The following is an 18,515-nucleotide window of genomic DNA, read 5'->3' as shown; positions in this document are numbered from 1 at the left end:
TATAAATTATTGACGGGAAAGGCCATAGGTAAAGTAAGTGAATTTATATGCGGTGTTGAGGTTAAATCAATGCAGGGTACAAAAAAAGCCAGCTGAAATAACAGCTGGCTTTTTTAAGTTTAAATTTTAGTAACAGTGACCTAGAAAAAAATATGTGCCATCAATGCGATGACGGGCAGTGTCACCAAGGTACGCAGAATAAAGATCACGAACAGTTCCCACGCTTTGACCGGCACTTTACTGCCAATCAGCAGGGCACCAATCTCAGACATATAGATAAGCTGGGTGACCGACATTGCCGCAATGACAAAGCGGGTCAGGTCACTTTCAATACCTGATGCCAGAATTGATGGCAGGAACATATCGGCAAAACCCACCACAATGGTTTTCGAAGCAGCTGTTGCTTCCGGGATCTGGAGCAGTTCCAGGAACGGAATGAATGGCATGCCCAGGTAATCAAAGACGGGGGTGTTTTCGGCAATGACCAGCGCCACCGTACCGATAGCCATAACGACAGGCAATACACCAAAGACCATGTCGACGGCATTTTTTACGCCATCTAGAGCGATTGCACGCAGGCTTTTAACTTCTTTAGCCTTGTTTAGCGCTTGTTCTAAACCATAAGAGAAAACATTATGGCCAGCAGGTACGGCCTCGCTGTCGGCAGAGATTTCAGAACCATCAATGTAAACGTTTTTCTTGTTTGACAGTGGTGGCAGACGCGGCACGATGATTGCGGCAACCAGACCGGCCAGGCAGACGGTCAGATAGAACTGGGCAAACATATGCTCAAGGTTAACCTGAGAAATCACAACCAGGCTGAAGGTAATAGAGACCGCAGAGAACGTTGTGCCAATAACCGCGGCTTCACGCTGAGTGTAAAGACCGGTTTCGTACTGTTTGCTGGTCAGCAATACCCCAACACTGCCATCACCCAGCCAGGAAGCGATACAGTTAACGGATGAGCGTCCCGGCAGACCAAATATCGGACGCATTATTTTAGTAAAGAGGGTGCCGAAAAACTCAAGCAGACCAAAATTTAGCAGTAGTGGTAGCAACATACCCGCAAAAATGAAAACAGAGAAGAGAACAGGTAATAAATCGTTTAGTACTAAGCCACCGGTTGCGCCATTATGGATCATTTCCGGACCGAATTCGAAATAGGTCATCAGCACAAATACCGCCCCCATCTGCTGGACAACAAACCATGGCAGAGTTGGGTTGAGCAGGCCGTTTAGGAAACGGTTGCTGGTGATAAAACCAGGCTTCGCCAGCTTAGTGAATACTGACATCACAGATGTCAGGCTGATGATGAAGGTTACCATTGCCGTTAACATACCATCAAAAACGGTCTGCACGGATTTTGCCAGCACAGCAATCGGAATGGTGATTGTGCCTTGGTACTCGATAGGTGCCATAAAGAGGAAAACACCTAATAGAGAAGGAAGAAGGAACATCAGCCAGTTGGCTTTGCTGTTCGGAGAGGCTGAAATGGCTTGATCCTGCATGGTCGACCTTTTAACGTGCTGTTCTGATTAAGAGTAAGTAACGGCATTGTATTTGCCGATAATAACTATTCACTGATCATCCATAATCTAGTCGGTGAAGATTACCTTTTTTATTCAGGGTTTGGAATGGTATCCCACTTTTATTTGGATATCTATGCTATTTATCCTGCGTTTTATTCTGTTTGTGGTGGTTGTCACTGTTTGAAGGCGTGATAAGGTAATGACGTGTAGTGCATAGTCTGTGGTTGCTTATGCTGAAAGGTGAGAGCGGGCTGAAAGATAGCGTTGATGATGTTGGCCGGTAAAAAATGCTGCCACTCAGGCAGCATTTTAGCTTGATAACCGATTGGTTATCTCATGGTAACAAACTCTTCAGACCCGGTCGGGTGGATAGCGACAACGCTGTCGAAGTCTGCTTTGGTTGCGCCCATTTTGATTGCAACACCAAACCCCTGGATCATCTCATCAACGGTAAAGCCGATGCCGTGCAGGCCGACCACTGTCTCCTCCGGGCCGGCACAAACCAGTTTCATCTTGCATGGCTGGCGGTGTGAGGTTACGGCCGTATACATCGCGGTGAAGCCCGATTTGTACACTTTGACGTTATCTGCGCCGTATTCGGCAATCGCTTCAGGCTCGGTCAGGCCGATGGTGCCGATCGGGGGGTGGCTGAAGACCACGGTCGGAACCAGTTTGTAGTCCATTTTGGCATCTGTTTTGCCGTTGAACAGGCGTTCAGAGAGCTGACGACCGGCTTTTACGGCCACAGGAGTCAGCTCGATACCGCCTGCCATGATGTCGCCCACACAGTAGATGCCTTCAACATTGGTTTGCTGATATTCATCAACCTTGATGTAGCCATATTCGGTAGTCTCTACGCCCGTTGCCGCCAGATTGATTTTGTCTGTGGTCGGGTTTCGGCCGATGGCCCAGATCAGCAGGTCGGTATTGTGCGACTCGCCGTTTTCAAAGTGCAGGGTGGTTGTGCCATCGGCCTCTTTAACCACTTCTTTCGGGATTGAATGGGTATGAAGCGTCGGGCCTTCTGCATCCATCACTTCTACCAACGTTTCGATGATCATCGGGTCGAAACTGCGTAGCGGTGACTCTTTACGGACGAACAGGTGGGTATCGGTACCCAGGGCACTCAGTACACCGGCGATTTCGACCGCAATGTAACCGGCGCCAATAACCGCTGTACGTTTAGGTTGCTCGTTCAAATCGAAGAAACCGTTTGAATCGATACCGTGCTCTGCGCCAGGAATGTCAGGGATAGTTGGTTCGCCACCGACGGCAATCAAGATATGATCGGCGGTATAATGCTCGCCGTTTACTTCGATGGTCTTAACATCACCGCCATTAGTCTCAACAAAGGTAGCAAAACCATTGATCACTTCGATTTTGTTGTTGCCTAGAACATTATCATAAGCTTTATGGATGCGGCTGATATACGCTTCGCGGTTTTCTACCAGCTTGCTCCAGTTAAAACTTTTCACGTCTACATCAAAGCCATAATCTTTGGCATAAAGGTGCATAGCTTCCGCAATTTGCGCGCCGTGCCACATCACTTTCTTCGGAACACAACCCACGTTGACACAAGTACCGCCAAGCGCTTTGGCTTCAATCAGAGCGACTTTAGCGCCATACATGGCCGCCCGGTTTGCCGAGGCAATCCCGCCACTACCACCGCCGATACAAATGTAATCAAAATGCTTTGCCATGACTTTCTCCGCTTATTGTAGAATTTATTCGCTGACCTAGTGTAATCAAGAACGTTGAGAGTTACGAGCGGCGGGGATCGAGAAAGTCGGGCGGGAAGGGAATAACTTATTAGAGGTGATAATAAGGCGGGCATGCACCCGCCTGCAAAGTTATTGGGTCGTCGGGAGGTTATTCCGGTACGATCCATTCTACTTTGTGGTGTCCGTGAGCGGGGGCAATGGCTTGTTGCAGCCAGGGTAGAATCGCCTTCATCTGGTTTTCTAATTTCCACGGAGGATTGATCACAATCATGCCCGATGCCGTCATGCCGCGTTCGGTCGTGTCGGGTTCAACCCCTAGCTCAATCTGCAAAACCTTACGAATGCCGCTTTTTTCCAGCCCTTTAAGCATCTTATCGATGTTCTCACGATATACCACCGGGTACCAGATCGCATAGGTACCGGTTGCCCAGCGCTTGTAGCTATCAGCGATCGCGTTGACCACATCCATGTACTCATGCTTGAGCTCATAAGGCGGGTCGATTAGCACCACACCCCGGCGCTCTTTCGGCGGCAAGCTGCCTTTTAAGCGCAGGAAAGCATCTTCTTTATACATCCGCACCTGGCGATCGCCCCGGAATTCCTGCAGCAGCAGCGGGAAGTCTGACGGGTGCAGTTCAGTCAGCACCATCCGGTCTTGTTCGCGAAGCTGGGCGCGGGCGACGCGAGGTGAACCTGGGTAATAACGCAATTCATCACTGTCATTGAGCACTTTGATCGCATTAATGTATGACGCGATTTCAGCGGGAATATCATCACGAGACCAGATACGGGCAATGCCTTGTTTGAACTCACCGGTTTTTTCACTGCGCTCATCTTGCAGATCGTAGCGGCCAACGCCGGAGTGAGTGTCGTGATACACGAAAGGCTTATCTTTTTGCTTGAGTGCATCCAGGATCAGGCTTTGGACGATGTGTTTAACCACATCGGCATGGTTGCCGGCGTGGAAGCTGTGGCGGTAACTCAGCATGAATCGGTCTCTATGAGTATTAAGTGATGTCTGTTGGTGGCTATTATGGCGAATTGTCCGTGAATAGCCAGACAGCGGCTGGAACTTTAGTAAAGCGAGATGTGGATTTGAGATTAAAATAATAGAGCTGACTGAGAAAATTCGCCCATAATTCGGGGCAAGGGATTGAATTGATGTACCCGAAGACACATTTAATGAAGGAAGAATGAATTAAGGATATGCACATGTCTAACCCATTATTAACCATGACGGATCTGCCTCCGTTTTCTCAAATTAAGCCAGAGCACGTAAAACCCGCGGTTGAACAAGCCATTGCTGACTGCCGTCGCAACGTTGACGAAGTGCTGGCCGGCGAGGCAGTACCAAGTTGGGAGACGATTTGTGCACCACTGGCTGAAACCGATGATCGTCTGAGTCGTATCTGGTCGCCGATCGGTCATCTGAACGGGGTGAAAAACAGCCCGGAACTGCGCGAAGCCTATGAGAGCTGTCTGCCGCTGCTGTCTGATTACGGGACCTGGGTCGGCCAGCATAAAGGCCTGTATGACGCTTATAAAACGATTAAAGCCAGTGATGACTTTGAACAGTTAAGCCAAGCGCAACAAAAATCGGTCACCGATGCGCTGAAAGAATTTGAACTATCAGGTATTGGTTTGCCCGCTAATGAGCAGCATCGCTATGGCGAGATCAGCAAGCGCCTGTCAGAGCTGGCGTCGTCATTTAGCAACAATGTTCTGGATGCCACCATGGGATGGAGCAAGCAGATCCCCGATCAGGCCCAGTTATCCGGCTTACCGGACTCAGCGCTGCAAGCGGCCAAAGCCGCTGCTGAAGCAAAAGAGCTCGATGGCTACCTGTTTACCCTCGATATTCCGTCTTATTTACCCGTGATGACATACTGTGAGAACCGGGCGTTACGCCGGGAAATGTATGAAGCCTTTGTGACCCGGGCCTCCGATCGCGGTCCGAATGCCGGTAAATGGGATAACAGCGACATCATTGCCGAGAAACTGAAACTGAGCCATGAACTGGCCCGCCTGCTTGGTTTTAATTGCTACAGCGAAAAGTCACTGGCAACCAAAATGGCCGAAACCCCGGAGCAGGTGCTGAGTTTCTTAAACGATCTCGCGATCCATGTGAAACCTCAGGGTGAGCGTGAAGTGGCTGAGTTGCGTGACTACGCCAAGAGTGAATGCGGGGCTGATGAGCTGGAACCGTGGGATTTTGGCTTTTATGCCGAAAAACTGAAGCAGCATCGCTACAGTATTTCTGATGAGCTGCTGCGCCCTTACTTCCCTGAAAATAAGGTGGTCGCAGGTCTGTTCGAAGTCCTTAAACGTGTTTTCGGAATGGATGTACAACAGCGTGAAGGGGTTGATGTCTGGGACGATAGCGTCACCTTTTACGATATTTTTGATGCCTCGGGCGAACTGCGCGGCAGCTTCTACCTCGACCTTTATGCCCGCGAGCACAAAAATGGCGGCGCCTGGATGGATGAGTGTATGGTTCGCCGTACCCGTATTGACGGAAGCCTGCAAAAACCGGTAGCGTACCTGACCTGCAACTTCAATAAGCCGCTTGGTGATAAGCCGGCGCTGTTTACCCATGATGAAGTGGTCACCCTGTTCCATGAAACGGGCCATGGTATTCATCATATGCTGACGAAAGTTGATACGCCCGCTGTCTCCGGGATCAATGGTGTGCCCTGGGATGCGGTAGAGCTGCCAAGCCAGTTCCTGGAAAACTGGTGCTGGGAGGAAGAGGCGCTGGCATTCATCTCGGGCCATTTCGAGAGCGGTGAGCCGTTGCCAAAAGAGATGTTAGATAAGATGCTGGCTGCGAAGAACTTCCAGTCTGCGATGGGGATTTTGCGTCAGCTGGAATTCGGTTTGTTTGATTTCAGCCTCTACACTCACTACGATCCGGAAGTGGGCGCACAGGTGCTTGAAACCCTGTCTGAGGTGAAAGCTCGCGTGTCCGTGTTACCTAGCCCTGAGTGGGGGCGTTTTCCGCACGGCTTCAGCCATATTTTTGCCGGTGGTTACAGTGCGGGATACTACAGCTATCTGTGGGCGGAAGTGCTGTCATCAGACGCGTTCTCACGTTTTGAAGAGGAAGGTATTTTCAATGCTGAGACTGGCGCAGATTTCTTAGATTGCATCTTAGAGCGCGGGGGCAGTGAAGAGCCGATGGTGCTGTTCAAGCGCTTTCGTGGCCGCGAGCCCAAAATTGACGCGTTATTACGTCACTCTGGCATCGCCGGTTAATAAATAAAAAAGGCTCCCGAGGGAGCCTTTTTTGATCGGATGGGGATGGAAGTTAAGCGTTTATTTGCTTTCTTCAATCACCAGTGGCCAGCCCATGTCGGTTTGGCGGGTGGCTTCTTGCTGTAGTTCAGCACAGGTTAGCGGGTTGGCGGCAAGCCAGCCGGCAGGAAGTGCAAGGATCAGGGTGTTATCAGCAACCGATAAGTTAAATGGCGGCTGCTGGGTATCGTCGCGGCGATGGCAGAGAATGACCGCTAACCGTAACAGACGTAACAGACGGGCCGCACTATGGGCAGACAGCGCGTGTTGTTCCGGCAGGCTGGTCAACTGTTCGCGGAAACGACGTAACAGCTCGGCGATCAGGTGCTTCTGGGCCCGGGTAAATCCTGGTAAATCAATGTGATTGATCAGGTACGCAGCATGTTCACTACTTTTCTTGAACTCAATGCTGGTACCAATTTCATGCAGGGTGGCACTGGCATGCAGCAGAGATTTAGCCTGAGGCTCCAGTTGCCATTCTTGCTCACAAGCTGTCAGCAACGCCATTGCACAATGGGTCACCGCATTGGCATGCCGGGTATCAAGCTGAAACCGCTCCTGAACACTGATAAGTGTGCGTTCGCGTACATCATGGTGGCGCATCTGGCTCATCATTTCATACACCATACCTTCACGTAAGGCGCCTCCGGCCAGAGTCATAGACTGAATATTCAGTGACTCAAACACGGCGATTAAAATGGATAAACCGCTTGGAAACACCAGTGCACGTTCCAGGGTCAGCCCTTCAATATCAAGATCTTCCAGGCGTTCATATTGCATTGCCTGACGTTGCATGCGCTTTAGCTTTTGCAGGGTGATAATTTCATCCATCCCTTGCGCCAGCATAATCTCCTGCAGGGCTTGCACGGTACCGCTGGCACCGACACAGGTTTCCCAGCCTAACTGGGTGTAATGCTCGACAATCGGTTCAATGGTATGTTTAGCTGCATTGATGGCCGCCGCAAAATTTTCAGCCGTTAAGTAGCGATCTTTAAAATAGCGCTCTAACCAGGTCACACAGCCGATCTTCAGGCTGGTTAATGCGCTGGCATCAAAGCCTTCACCGATAATGACCTCGGTACTGGCACCGCCGATATCGACCACTAAACGCTTGTCGCTTCCCCCGGAGGTATGGGCGACGCCCTGATAGATAATTCGGGCTTCTTCTTCGCCGGGAATGAGCTCGATATCGTAGCCAAGAATGTCTTTTGCTTTGGAAAGAAAGGTCTCAGCATTAACCGCAGTACGTAACGCTGCCGTTCCGACAATCCGGATGCGTTTGGCCGGAATATCCTGCAACCGTTCTGCGAACAGGCTCAGGCACTCCCAGCCACGTTGCATCGCCTCTTCACTCAGTTCGCTGTGGGCATTCAGCCCTGCAGCCAGGCGTACTTTGCGCTTAATTTTAGCCAATGTTTGCACACTGCCGGCAACTTCGCGAACAATCCACATATGAAAGCTATTGGAGCCTAAGTCAATTGCGGCGTACAGAGGTGATACTGAACTTCTTTCCATCGGCATTTCTTACTGTGATTTCTGTGGTTGTGTGCGTCGGCGGTTATTACGTTGACGCGACTGGCCCTGTCCCTGACCTTGACGTTGTGAACTATTGCGACGGTTACCACCCTGGCGCGGCGCACGATGGACGCGAACAGCGGCAGGCAGGTCATCTAGCAATGCCTCGGCATCGTACTTCGACTGCGGAATAGCGTGTCCGATATAGGTTTCAATGGCAGGCAGGTTGATTGCATACCCTTCACAGGCAAAGCTGATCGAGTGACCGCTTTCACCGGCACGACCGGTACGGCCGATACGGTGTACATAGTCTTCAGCATCATCTGGCAGATCATAATTAAAGACGTGTGTCACCTGGGGAATATGCAGGCCCCGTGCCGCCACATCAGTCGCGACCAGAATATCGAGTTCACCCTGAGTGAATTGTTCCAGAATATTGATACGTTTTTTCTGCGGTACATCACCGGTTAGCAAGCCAACACGGTGTTGATCTGCGGCAAGGTGTGCCCAGATATCTTCACAGCGGTGCTTGGTATTGGCAAAGATAATCGCGCGATCGGGCCATTCTTCTTCAATCAGGGTCTGTAACAGACGCATTTTGTCCTGATTGGATGGGTAGAACAACTCTTCCTGGATGCGATGACCTGTTTTCTGATCAGGCTCGACAACCACACTTTCCGGGCTGTTCATGTGCTCGAATGCCAGCTCTTTCACACGGTAAGACAATGTTGCAGAGAACAACATGTTTAAGCGTGCTTTAGGCGCAGGCATGCGGCGGAATAAGAAACGGATATCTTTAATAAAGCCCAAATCGAACATGCGATCCGCTTCATCAAGAACCACAGCCTGGATTGACGCCAGATCAATAACACGTTGCTTATAGAAATCGATAACACGGCCGCAAGTACCGATCAAGATATCGACACCCGCTTCCAGGGTTTTTTGCTGCTTCTCGTAGGCTTCGCCACCGTAGGCAAGACCTGCTTTGAGGCCAGTGCTTTCGAGTAACGGTTGAGCATCATTGAAAATCTGGATCGCCAATTCACGCGTAGGGGCAAGGATAATTGCCCGCGGGTGGTTAGCTTTGTGATCTTCTGATGCAGGGTTAAGGATCAAATGGTTAAAAGTCGCAGTCAGGAATGCCAGGGTTTTACCTGTCCCTGTTTGCGCTTGACCTGCAATGTCTTGGCCGGCGAGCACTACCGGCAATGCCAAGGCCTGGATAGGGGTACAATAATGATACCCTTTAGCTTCCAGTCCTGCTAAAACCGTAGGGTGTAAACCTAGGTCGGCAAATTTCTGCTCTGTGATGTGAGTCGTCTTCATTCGCATAGAATATCAGCTTAGGGTTGCAATACGAAACGGATTCCATTCAAATAGGGCATCGATTTGCTGGTTAAAATAAAATCAGCTAAAAAAATCAACCATTGGAGTGGAAGATGAGCGACAAGATTGTCCAGCTTACGGACGCAAGTTTTGACAGTGATGTAGTTAATGCTGCGGGTCCGGTACTAGTCGATTTTTGGGCTGAATGGTGTGGTCCTTGTAAAATGATTGCCCCAATTCTTGACGAGATCGCAAACGAGTATCAGGGTAAACTGACTATCGGTAAATTGAATATCGATCAGAATTCAGCAACCCCGCCTAAGTTTGGTATCCGTGGTATTCCGACATTGTTATTGTTTAAAGATGGCGGAGTAGCGGCAACGAAGGTTGGTGCGCTGTCTAAGACCCAGCTTAAAGAGTTCCTGGACGCGAACCTATAAGCTATCATACGCGAACTGTGTGCAATTTCTCAGTTGTGCACAGTTTGTCTTCCGACTATGCTAGACGGAAGGAATGTTTAGTGATAACGTGTTGCTCGTATACTGTTGTATCGTTCATTTCTTGACCAGCCCATTGGTCAATTCTATCCAAACTAATATAGAACCCCCATTTTGACAGACAAGAAACCCACCACTATGAATCTTACAGAACTGAAGAACCAACCTATTCCAAAATTGGTTGCGCTTGGCGAAAGCTTAGGATTAGAAAATCTGGCGCGTTTGAGAAAGCAGGACATCATATTTTCCATTCTCAAACAGCACGCAAAAGGTGGTGAGGACATTTTTGGCGATGGTGTTCTAGAGATTCTCCAAGATGGCTTCGGCTTCCTCCGCTCCTCAGACAGTTCATACCTTGCCGGCCCCGACGACATCTACGTTTCTCCTAGCCAAATCCGCCGTTTCAATCTTCGTACTGGTGACACTGTCTCCGGAAAGATTCGTCCTCCCAAAGACGGTGAACGTTATTTCGCGTTATTAAAAGTAAACGAAGTTAACTACGATAAACCGGATAACGCCCGTAACAAGATTTTGTTTGAAAACCTGACGCCGCTGCACGCGAACGATCGTATGCGCATGGAGCGTGGTAATGGTTCGACAGAAGACATCACCGCTCGTGTTCTTGATTTAGCATCACCGATTGGTAAAGGTCAGCGTGGCCTGATTGTTGCTCCGCCTAAAGCGGGTAAGACCATGTTGCTGCAGAATATCGCGCAAAGTATTGCCCACAACCACCCTGAGTGTGAGTTGATGGTATTGCTTATCGATGAACGTCCGGAAGAAGTGACCGAGATGCAACGCCTGGTGAAAGGTGAAGTGATTGCATCAACGTTTGATGAGCCAGCATCGCGCCACGTTCAAGTGGCAGAAATGGTTATCGAGAAAGCGAAGCGTCTGGTTGAACACAAAAAAGACGTGGTTATCCTGCTTGATTCCATCACCCGTCTGGCGCGTGCATACAATACCGTTGTTCCTTCATCGGGCAAGGTGCTGACCGGTGGTGTTGATGCCAACGCACTCCACCGTCCTAAGCGCTTCTTCGGTGCAGCACGTAACGTTGAAGAAGGTGGTAGTTTAACCATCATCGCAACAGCGCTGGTTGATACGGGTTCTAAGATGGATGAAGTTATCTACGAAGAATTTAAAGGTACAGGTAACATGGAACTGATCCTGTCCCGTAAGATTGCTGAGAAACGTGTTTTCCCTGCGATTGACTTCAACCGCTCTGGTACCCGTCGTGAAGAGCTATTGGCGAAAGCGGATGAGCTGCAGAAAATGTGGATTCTGCGTAAGATCGTTCACCCAATGAATGAAACCGATAGCATGGAGTTTTTGATCGACAAGCTATCGATGACTAAGACGAATAATGAATTCTTTGACGCGATGCGCCGTCAGAAGTCTTAATCAAGACTGCTTAAGTCACAAAATAATAAACGCCACCTAGTGTGGCGTTTTTTATGGGTTACAATTACGGCATACTAAAAACAGCATTCGATTAATGTTTTTTAGCGGTGAATCGTTAACATGCCATCACGGCGATACTTGACCAGGAAGGCGAGTAGGCAGTGCGCGATCACACTCGACGACGGCAACACCTCGACGATAAAAAACAGAATGGATTTACTTACCGTAAGGAGACGGCATGCGACAAGGAATGTGCATGGCACTCTTGCTATTTGCCGGAGGCGTTCACTCTGCACTGGCAATTGAAGTAACAGAGCAAGAGGTCCAACAGGCTGCAGTATCATCACAAGTGGTGAGTCGGGTCGCGGCATTAACCCGCTTATACAACAACGGTGATTTTCGTGCCTTAGAGTTTAACTTGTCTCAGTTGGCACCGTTACAGCAGGAAGCGGTGCGGGCACAACTGGTACAACATGCGGCTGAGTTTGGCCGGCTCGATCAAATGAAAGCAAACTGGCTGCAAACTCAGGCCGAGCGTAAACCTGCTTTTACCGTGGTTGAGCAGGGAGATGGCTACCTGGTCACGAAATCAGCCTTTCACTATGGCGCCCAGTCACGCGCTTTAGTGTTGCACTGGCAGCAAATTCTGCAGGCCCAAGAGATGGTGGAGCAGGCCGAAGCCGGTTCCTTGATCCTGTCCAAATGGCTGACGGGGGGGAGCCATACTCAGAAACAACGGCGTAATATTTTCCTCGAACAGTTACCCAATTTATCATCCGGTGCGATCGCAAAGCTGGTGGCGCAATTCTCTTCCGACTCGCATCTTATGTGGCTGCCAGATAATGCCATTATTGCCAGCCTGGCGGCATTATCCGGTGATCAGTCCTTGTATCACCTGCTGTGGCGCCGCCGTACCGATCAATATAGTCTGGCTGAACTGAATCGTTTGGCTGATCTGGCGCCATCGTCACAGGCTGTTGAGCAGTTGATGGCTGCGACAATAAACCCTTCCCTCAAGCAACAGGCATACCGTGCACTGGCGGTGCAGAAACCGATGTCACCGCAGACCCGTGAGTTTCTGGTGGATAAACTTAACGAAGTCGATGACGGCCATGTGGTCGCGACGCAACTTGCTCAGCAAGGTTATGCCAGCTGGTTAAAGCAAATTGCAGCATCGAGCCGCAATCAGGTGTTGCAGAAAAACCTGCAGCTGGCGCTGACGGAGTTGCCGTAGCTGCGCACTTCAGTGGTGAAGACAACTTATCCTTCTGTTGCCGGTGATTGCTTGGTTTTTGCAGTGTGTTCAGGTTAACAAATCGTTATAATGTCGCGAACTTGAGAGCAGATAGCAGCAACCCTTTGAGTCTTGCTGCTTTATTATTGGCAACGGGTAGAACCTATGAAATTCAAGGATCTGCGAGATTTTATTGATTACCTCGAACAAGAGGGTCAATTAAAGCGTATTCAGCAGCCGATCGATCCAAATCAGGAAATGACCGACATTTGCGACCGTACCTTGCGTGCGGGTGGCCCGGCATTGTTATTTGAAAACCCTGTCGGTTATGACATGCCGGTACTGGCTAACCTGTTTGGTACCCCGGAGCGTGTTGCCATGGGGATGGGCCGGAAAGAGGTCAAAGAACTGCGTGAAGTCGGCGAATTGCTGGCGTACCTGAAAGAACCCGAGCCACCGCGCGGTTTTCGCGATGCGATTGACAAGCTGCCCGTGTTCAAGCAAGTGCTGAATATGCCGGTCAAGCGTTTACGTAAAGCTCCTTGTCAGCAAGTGGTATGGGAAGGCGACGAGGTTGATCTCGATAAAATCCCTGTCATGAGTTGTTGGCCGGGCGATGTTGCTCCATTGTTGACCTGGGGCCTGACCATCACCAAGGGGCCGAATAAAAAACGCCAGAACCTCGGTATCTACCGTCAGCAGAAAATAGCCAAGAACAAGATCATCATGCGCTGGTTGGCCCATCGTGGCGGTGCGTTAGACTTACGAGACTGGATGGAAACCCATCCGGGCGAACCGTTCCCTGTCACGGTGGCCTTTGGTGCCGATCCGGCCACCATTCTGGGTGCGGTAACCCCAGTGCCTGATACGTTATCGGAATATGCGTTTGCCGGTTTGCTGCGTGGCAGTAAGACGGAAGTGGTGAAGAGCCTTAGTAATGAGCTGGAAGTACCCGCCAGCGCCGAAATTGTGCTCGAAGGCTACATTAATCCGAACGAGTTTGCCGATGAAGGCCCTTATGGCGATCATACCGGCTACTACAACGAAGTTGAGCGTCACCATGTGTTTACCATTACCCATGTGACGATGCGTAAAGACCCGATTTATCACAGCACCTATACAGGCCGTCCGCCCGATGAGCCTGCAGTATTAGGTGTTGCCCTGAACGAAGTGTTTGTGCCGATTTTGCAGAAGCAGTTCCCAGAAATCGAAGATTTCTACTTGCCGCCGGAAGGTTGTTCGTACCGCATGGCCGTGGTGACGATGAAGAAGCAATACCCAGGTCATGCCAAGCGTGTGATGATGGGCGTGTGGTCATTCTTACGTCAGTTCATGTATACCAAGTTTGTGGTTGTGTGCGACGATGATGTCAACGCACGTGACTGGAACAGTGTTATTCAGGCGCTGACAACCAGAATGGATCCGGTTCGTGATACTGTGATGATAGAGAACACACCGATCGATTCGCTCGACTTTGCGTCTCCTGTCGCAGGCCTTGGCTCTAAGATGGGACTGGATGTCACCATTAAGTGGGAAGCTGAAACGGTTAACACGCCATGTGTCAACGCTCAGACAAAACCATCTTTCGATATTGAAGAGGGCACCCGCACCTTACTTAAGCAATTTCCAGAGATTGTCGACTTCTATTTACCACCAGAAGCGGACGCCAATAGCATGGCCATTGTGAGTATCAGAAAAGATGCTGCAGGCCATGCTCTTCGGGTGATGGAGGGAACCTGGTCGTTCCTTAGTCAGTTTACGGACGGCAAGTTTGTCATTGTATGTGACGATGATGTCAATGTACGTGACTGGAATGATGTGATCTGGGCGATCACCACCCGAATGGATCCAAGCCGCGATACTTTGCTGATCGGTAGCACACCGATTGATTCATCTGCGGTGGGCTTTAGCTCCAAAATGGGGCTCGATGCAACTAACAAATGGCAGGGGGAAACCGATCGTGAGTGGGGAACCCCGATCACCAAAGACCCCGAAATTGTTGCCAAGATCGACGCTATCTGGGATGAACTGGGTATTTTAGGGTAAATTTTTTAGATTAATTAACCATGTCAGAAACTACCGCGAAGCATCAGATACACCTGTTGCCGCACGATATTGTATTCACTGCCAGCGAGCAGGAAACCGTATTGGAAGCTGCGCTCAACGCAGGCATTGCTTTTCCTAACCGCTGTCAGGTCGGTGCTTGTGCCATGTGCATGTGCCGTAAAAAAATGGGCGAGATAAGTTACCAGCTAGAGCCTATGCTTACTGAGAACGAGCAAGCCGAAGGTTGGATCTTTGCCTGTCAGGCCGTAGTGAAGAGTGACTTGGTAGTAGAGCTAGACTAGAGGAAAAGAATGTCCATCAAATGTGAAGTAAAGTCAGTCGAGTCATTAGCCTGTAATACATTTAAGATTTTATTACAGCCTGAATACCCCGTTGAATTTAAGGCCGGTCAATACTTGTTGGCAGTCATGGGTGAGAAAGATAAGCGCCCGTTTTCGATTGCCAGCAGCCCTTGCCGTGAAAATGAGCTGGAGCTGCATATTGGTGCCGCTGAACATAACCCTTATGCCATCGAAGTGGTTGAGGCGATGAAGGCTGCACTGGGGTCTGGTGAGCCTGTCGAGATTGAAGCGCCGTACGGTGACGCATGGGTGCGTGAAGATAGCGACAAGCCTTTGCTGTTGATTGCCGGTGGTACCGGTTTTTCATATGTTCGCAGTATTCTTGATAATTGCCTGAGCCGGAAAATCAAGCAACCGATTTTCATCTACTGGGGGGGGCGTGATGCGTGCCAGCTTTATGCTGATGATGAACTACAAGCGCTAGCGGCCCAGCATAGCAACTTGACCTATGTGCCCGTTGTCGAATCAGCACCAGAAAATTGGCAAGGTAAAGTGGGTAATGTACTGGAAGCGGTGAGCAATGACTTTATCAGCTTGTCGGCTTACGATATCTATCTGTGCGGCCGGTTTGAAATGGCAGGGGCAGCGCGCGAGCTGTTCACTGCAGAAAAAGGCGCTGATCGCGAGCGTATGTTTGCTGACGCGTTTGCATTTATTTGATGAAAAGGCCCTAGGAAGAGCAGGTTCTAGGCCCTAGGAAAATCAAAAGCGAGAGGCAGATGCTTCTCGCTTTGTTGTTATATAGGAGGGAGGGGGTGTCCACAAGGGCCACAGAACCGCTCTTATCCCGTTCTTTCCATTTCGACTTTTCGCTTTACCCAGGTTTCATTGAGCCACAGCGATGCCATGATGATCACACCGCCGATGATCAGGCGCGGGTAGTCGACATCACGGTTCCAAATCACAATGTTCACGATTAAGCCTGCCGGCACCAAGGCATTGTTCATGATTGCCAGTGCGCCGGCATTGACCATTGTCGCCCCTTTGTTCCAGATAAAATAGCCCAGACCGGAAGCGACCGTACCCAGGTAAATCAAAATGCCCCACTGGGTAGATGTCGTTGGCAGCTTGTCGATATTGCCAAATAACAGGAACATCGGCAGTGCGACACAAATAGCCCCTAAGTAAAACAGGCCAAAGACCGTATGCTGCGGTAAATCGGCCTGTTCCTGCTCCATGATGTGCTTGTAACCGACCTGGCCGATGGCAAAGCAGAGGTTGGCACCTTGTACTATCAGGAAGCCGATAATGAAGTTCTCATTGATCCCGGAAAACTTGATCACCGCAGCACCGACAACGGCAATCACGGCGGTCAACAGATACCAGGCAGAAAATTGCTTATGCAGAAAATCATAAAGAAGGGTGACATAAATGGGCGTGAAGATGGTAAACAACAGCACTTCAGGTACGCTTAAATAGAGGAATGACTGATAGTAGAAGCAGTACATGAGTCCGAGCTGAAAAGCCCCGACGGCCATGAGTTTCAGCGCCAGCTTTGCATGCAGATGTTGCTTGCGCAGAAAGGGAAGAAAAACCAGTCCCGCCAGTGCAACTCGGGTAAGAACCGAAAACCAGGCATCAACCTGTCCCGCCAGATAGACGCCAATCAGGCTGAAGGAAAAAGCCCATAACAGGGTGACAGCAGATAAATATCCCATTTGACCGATAATTTTATATTTCTCAAGGTGGCGCTAGTTTAACCGAATTTACCTCGTTGAAATATCAAAAAATCAAAGGGGAGATCCCTCGGAAAGAGAGGAGGCGAACAGCTTGAATCCTGCTCGCCGGGTATACCTTTTATTTGAGAGGGACGATCAGCAGATCGACCGGGGTATGGTTCATCAGCTGTTTGGTGGAAGAGAGGATCTTGCTCCAAAAGTCCTGGTGGTGGCCACAGACCACCAGCTCTACATCCAGATCATTGATGGCCAGACAAATTTCGTCACTCAGATCACCGCTGCCAACCAGAGTATGGGAAACCGGGTAGTTAGCCTTATCGGCCAGCAGGTGCAGCTGCTTTTGGGCATCGTCAGCCATGCGGTGCTGGGCATCAGCCAGGTTGATATCAATCAGGCCGGTATAGAGTTCGGCATAATTGACATCAATATGAATAAGGGAGAGTTTTGCGTCGAGAGATTTGGCGAGCTGGGCCGCTTTATCGACCAGAACGAAACTGTCTTCAGAGAGATCGATTGCGACTAAAATGTGTTTATAAGCCATACCTTGCATTCCTTATCATGGTTTTTTCTCATGCTAGCATTGAGTATAGGGGAAAAATATCGGCTGGATCGCATCCTTAATGGCAGGAGGTCCAAGTGATGCTGATAATAAATCACTCTAAAATTTAAGCTTTTTTTTAATCTGGCGCGTATGTTATGTGATACTAGGGAACGTTAAGCGATTATTTTGTTTGCGCGAATGGCAAACTTAGTTATGCACAGTAGCCATGTGTTTATTACACTGAAATAGATAGGAGTAGTGCAATGTTAGCTCAAACAATGGTTGAGAAACTGAACGAGCAAATCAATCTGGAATTCTTCTCTTCAAACCTTTACTTGCAGATGAGTGCATGGTGTGAAGATAAGGGCTTTGAAGGTGCTGCAGAATTTCTTCGTGCCCATGCTGTTGAAGAAATGGCGCACATGCAACGTTTGTTCACGTATGTGAGTGAAACCGGTTCAATGCCGCTGCTTGGTGCGATTGAGGCACCAAAGCATGAGTTTGCTTCGTTGGGTGCTGTTTTTCGTGAAACCTATGAGCACGAACAGCTGATCACGGAAAAAATTAATAAACTGGCTCATGTTGCATTTACGACCCAGGACTACTCCACATTTAATTTCTTACAGTGGTATGTCTCAGAGCAACATGAAGAAGAAAAATTGTTCAAAGGGATTCTGGATAAGATTGAGCTGGTGGGTGAAGATGGTAAAGCGCTGTTCTTTATTGATAAAGATTTGGCAGCCATGGCCAACGCTGAGTCGACATCTGTGATGGATACACAGGCTGGCTAACAGCTCTGAGGGCGTAGCCTTGCGCCCTCTCCGCTCCCCAGCTTGTGACGGAAGTTGTTTGGGGGTTTGTTATGATTAGTGGTGATGCCTTTTTATTTGCACTGTTTTTAGTTGCTGTTATTAATGTCTCCAGATATATCAGCACCTTAAAGACGCTGCTGGCGGTGATGCGAGAATGCGATCCGCTACTTTATCAGCAAGTTGACGGCCGGGGGTTTTTCACCTCTCAGGGGAACGTCAGTAAACAGATCCGCCTGTTTCACTATATTCGTAGTCAGCAATATCAAAAGCATCATGATCCTGTCTTTATAGCCAAATGCGTCAAAGTACGTAAGTTGTTTGTGTTGGCCAGTACTTTTCTGATGGTCTTTTTTGTGTCTATTTTTGTGGTGGCTTATCTAGGGATGTAACTGGAGAAAATTGTAACCTGGTTCGATCACGAACAATTACAGATTGCTTATGGGAGCCGCTCGGCTTAGCGTAATGCTCATCCTAGGTATCGCAGATACAAGGGCCTGTCTATCTTTCAACATTGCAGCAATCATGTTGAAAGATAGACAGGCCCTAATAACGAAC

The 18,515-nt window shown here is 49.4% G+C and carries 16 protein-coding genes; 9 read left to right on the top strand and 7 right to left on the bottom strand.

The window, feature by feature from the left end:
• Positions 1 to 140: 140 nt before the first annotated feature.
• The 3 genes from AC2204_RS10515 to AC2204_RS10505 all read right to left on the bottom strand — a co-directional run bounded on the left by AC2204_RS10515 (position 141) and on the right by AC2204_RS10505 (position 4,238).
• Positions 141 to 1,508, bottom strand: coding sequence for a YjiH family protein (locus AC2204_RS10515; RefSeq protein WP_318925448.1), 1,368 nt, complete (start codon positions 1,506 to 1,508; stop codon positions 141 to 143).
• A gap of 350 nt (positions 1,509 to 1,858) precedes the next feature.
• Entirely contained in the window at positions 1,859 to 3,229 is a 1,371-nt protein-coding gene (gene gorA, locus AC2204_RS10510) for a glutathione-disulfide reductase (protein ID WP_318925447.1), read from the bottom strand.
• Positions 3,230 to 3,398: 169 nt separating this feature from the next.
• A complete protein-coding gene (locus AC2204_RS10505; protein WP_318925446.1) occupies positions 3,399 to 4,238 on the bottom strand; it encodes a 23S rRNA (adenine(2030)-N(6))-methyltransferase RlmJ in 840 nt (279 codons plus the stop codon).
• A 224-nt stretch (positions 4,239 to 4,462) separates the two neighbouring features.
• Here AC2204_RS10505 and prlC point away from each other — a divergent pair, with 224 nt between their 5' ends.
• A complete protein-coding gene (prlC, locus tag AC2204_RS10500; protein ID WP_318925445.1) occupies positions 4,463 to 6,505 on the top strand; it encodes an oligopeptidase A in 2,043 nt (680 codons plus the stop codon).
• 60 nt (positions 6,506 to 6,565) lie between these two features.
• Here prlC and gppA read toward each other — a convergent pair whose 3' ends face one another.
• Both gppA and rhlB read right to left on the bottom strand, forming a co-directional pair.
• Positions 6,566 to 8,059, bottom strand: coding sequence for a guanosine-5'-triphosphate,3'-diphosphate diphosphatase (gppA, locus tag AC2204_RS10495; protein ID WP_318925444.1), 1,494 nt, complete (start codon positions 8,057 to 8,059; stop codon positions 6,566 to 6,568).
• A 9-nt stretch (positions 8,060 to 8,068) separates the two neighbouring features.
• Positions 8,069 to 9,385 carry an ATP-dependent RNA helicase RhlB gene (rhlB, locus tag AC2204_RS10490; RefSeq protein WP_318925479.1) on the bottom strand — a complete coding sequence of 439 codons (1,317 nt, stop codon included), beginning with the start codon at positions 9,383 to 9,385 and terminating at the stop codon, positions 8,069 to 8,071.
• Between the two features lie 113 nt (positions 9,386 to 9,498).
• Here rhlB and trxA point away from each other — a divergent pair, with 113 nt between their 5' ends.
• The 6 genes from trxA (at position 9,499) to fre (ending at position 15,588) form a co-directional block, all read left to right on the top strand.
• Positions 9,499 to 9,825 (top strand): thioredoxin TrxA, encoded by a 327-nt coding sequence (gene trxA / locus AC2204_RS10485; RefSeq protein WP_318925443.1) that lies wholly within the window; start codon positions 9,499 to 9,501, stop codon positions 9,823 to 9,825.
• A 195-nt stretch (positions 9,826 to 10,020) separates the two neighbouring features.
• Positions 10,021 to 11,286: a transcription termination factor Rho gene (gene rho / locus AC2204_RS10480; RefSeq protein ID WP_318925442.1), complete on the top strand. Its 1,266-nt coding sequence runs from the start codon at positions 10,021 to 10,023 to the stop codon at positions 11,284 to 11,286.
• Positions 11,287 to 11,524: 238 nt separating this feature from the next.
• Positions 11,525 to 12,520, top strand: coding sequence for a hypothetical protein (locus AC2204_RS10475; RefSeq protein WP_318925441.1), 996 nt, complete (start codon positions 11,525 to 11,527; stop codon positions 12,518 to 12,520).
• A 165-nt stretch (positions 12,521 to 12,685) separates the two neighbouring features.
• Positions 12,686 to 14,566 (top strand): 4-hydroxy-3-polyprenylbenzoate decarboxylase, encoded by a 1,881-nt coding sequence (gene ubiD / locus AC2204_RS10470; RefSeq protein ID WP_318925440.1) that lies wholly within the window; start codon positions 12,686 to 12,688, stop codon positions 14,564 to 14,566.
• 20 nt (positions 14,567 to 14,586) lie between these two features.
• The gene (locus tag AC2204_RS10465) at positions 14,587 to 14,868 is read left to right on the top strand and encodes a 2Fe-2S iron-sulfur cluster-binding protein (RefSeq protein ID WP_318925439.1); all 282 of its coding nucleotides are present in this window, start codon (positions 14,587 to 14,589) and stop codon (positions 14,866 to 14,868) included.
• A 9-nt stretch (positions 14,869 to 14,877) separates the two neighbouring features.
• Positions 14,878 to 15,588 (top strand): NAD(P)H-flavin reductase, encoded by a 711-nt coding sequence (gene fre, locus AC2204_RS10460; RefSeq protein WP_318925438.1) that lies wholly within the window; start codon positions 14,878 to 14,880, stop codon positions 15,586 to 15,588.
• A 122-nt stretch (positions 15,589 to 15,710) separates the two neighbouring features.
• On the opposite strand, the gene AC2204_RS10455 is transcribed toward fre, so the two are convergent.
• Together AC2204_RS10455 and AC2204_RS10450 are read right to left on the bottom strand one after the other, a co-directional pair.
• A complete protein-coding gene (locus AC2204_RS10455) occupies positions 15,711 to 16,586 on the bottom strand; it encodes a carboxylate/amino acid/amine transporter (protein ID WP_318925437.1) in 876 nt (291 codons plus the stop codon).
• Positions 16,587 to 16,725: 139 nt separating this feature from the next.
• A complete protein-coding gene (locus AC2204_RS10450; protein WP_318925436.1) occupies positions 16,726 to 17,148 on the bottom strand; it encodes a universal stress protein in 423 nt (140 codons plus the stop codon).
• Between the two features lie 263 nt (positions 17,149 to 17,411).
• Between AC2204_RS10450 and ftnA the strand changes: the two genes are divergently transcribed.
• A complete protein-coding gene (ftnA, locus tag AC2204_RS10445; protein ID WP_318925435.1) occupies positions 17,412 to 17,939 on the top strand; it encodes a non-heme ferritin in 528 nt (175 codons plus the stop codon).
• A 71-nt stretch (positions 17,940 to 18,010) separates the two neighbouring features.
• Positions 18,011 to 18,349: a universal stress protein UspB gene (gene uspB, locus AC2204_RS10440; RefSeq protein ID WP_318925434.1), complete on the top strand. Its 339-nt coding sequence runs from the start codon at positions 18,011 to 18,013 to the stop codon at positions 18,347 to 18,349.
• Positions 18,350 to 18,515: the final 166 nt, after the last annotated feature.

The sequence above is a fragment of the Photobacterium sp. genome (assembly GCF_057456235.1).
Note: the sequence above shows the minus strand (reverse complement) of the source record. Positions and strands in the feature narration are given on the sequence as shown.